1 protein-coding gene is annotated in these 743 nt (G+C 70.4%); it reads left to right on the top strand.

The features are described 5' to 3' along the window. Positions 1 to 165: 165 nt before the first annotated feature. Positions 166 to 743, top strand: a 578-nt coding sequence (locus F1609_RS33940) for a pilus assembly protein N-terminal domain-containing protein (RefSeq protein WP_229422207.1), incomplete at its 3' end; no start/stop codon positions are given.

Below are 743 nucleotides of genomic sequence, written 5' to 3'. Positions count from 1 at the left end.
CGGCCAGGCCCAGGGCCGTCGCGCGCGCCGCGCCGCGCCGCGCGCCGGTGGTGGTGGCGCACGCCCGCCGCGACTGCGTCAGCGTCTTGAATGGCGTCACCACGTCGCAAGAATGTTTTTGATATCCGCGCAATGTCCTTTACGTCACCTCACAGGATGGCCTCCATGAACAACCGCATCAAGCAAGCCAATATGCGCCGCGCCGGCGCACTCGCCGTGCTGCTGGCGCTGGCCGGCGGCGCGCACGCCGCCACCGACAAATCGGCCCAGCCCCAGGCTGAACGCGCCGACAGCGGCCCGCGTTGCAGCGGCCAGGCCGCGCGCCCCGGCAGCATGACCCTGTTGGTGGGCAAGTCGAACCTGATGCGCCTGCCCGAGCCGGTGCGCAACCGCAGCATCGGCAACGCCGCCGTGGTGCAAGCCATGCTGGTTGCGCCCGACACCCTGTATCTGCTCGGGGTCGATGTCGGCACCACCAACATGATTGTGCAAGGCAAGAGCGGCGCCTGCAGCATCGTCGACATCGTGGTCGGCATGGACCCGGCCGCGTTGCAAGCGAGCCTGGCGCTCCTGATGCCGGAAGAAAAGGACATCCGCGTGCACAGCGCCGCCGATTCGCTCGTGCTCAGCGGCACCGTGGCCGATGGCGCCGCCGTGCTGCGCGCGGTCGAACTGGCGACCGCCTTCGTCAGCCGGCCGCTGCGTTCGCTGGCGCAGCAGGGCGGCGACGCCGCCACCGGCGA

The organism is Massilia aquatica, from assembly GCF_011682045.1.
GTDB classification, from domain to species: Bacteria; Pseudomonadota; Gammaproteobacteria; order Burkholderiales; family Burkholderiaceae_D; genus Telluria_A; species Telluria_A aquatica.
Note: the sequence above shows the minus strand (reverse complement) of the source record. Positions and strands in the feature narration are given on the sequence as shown.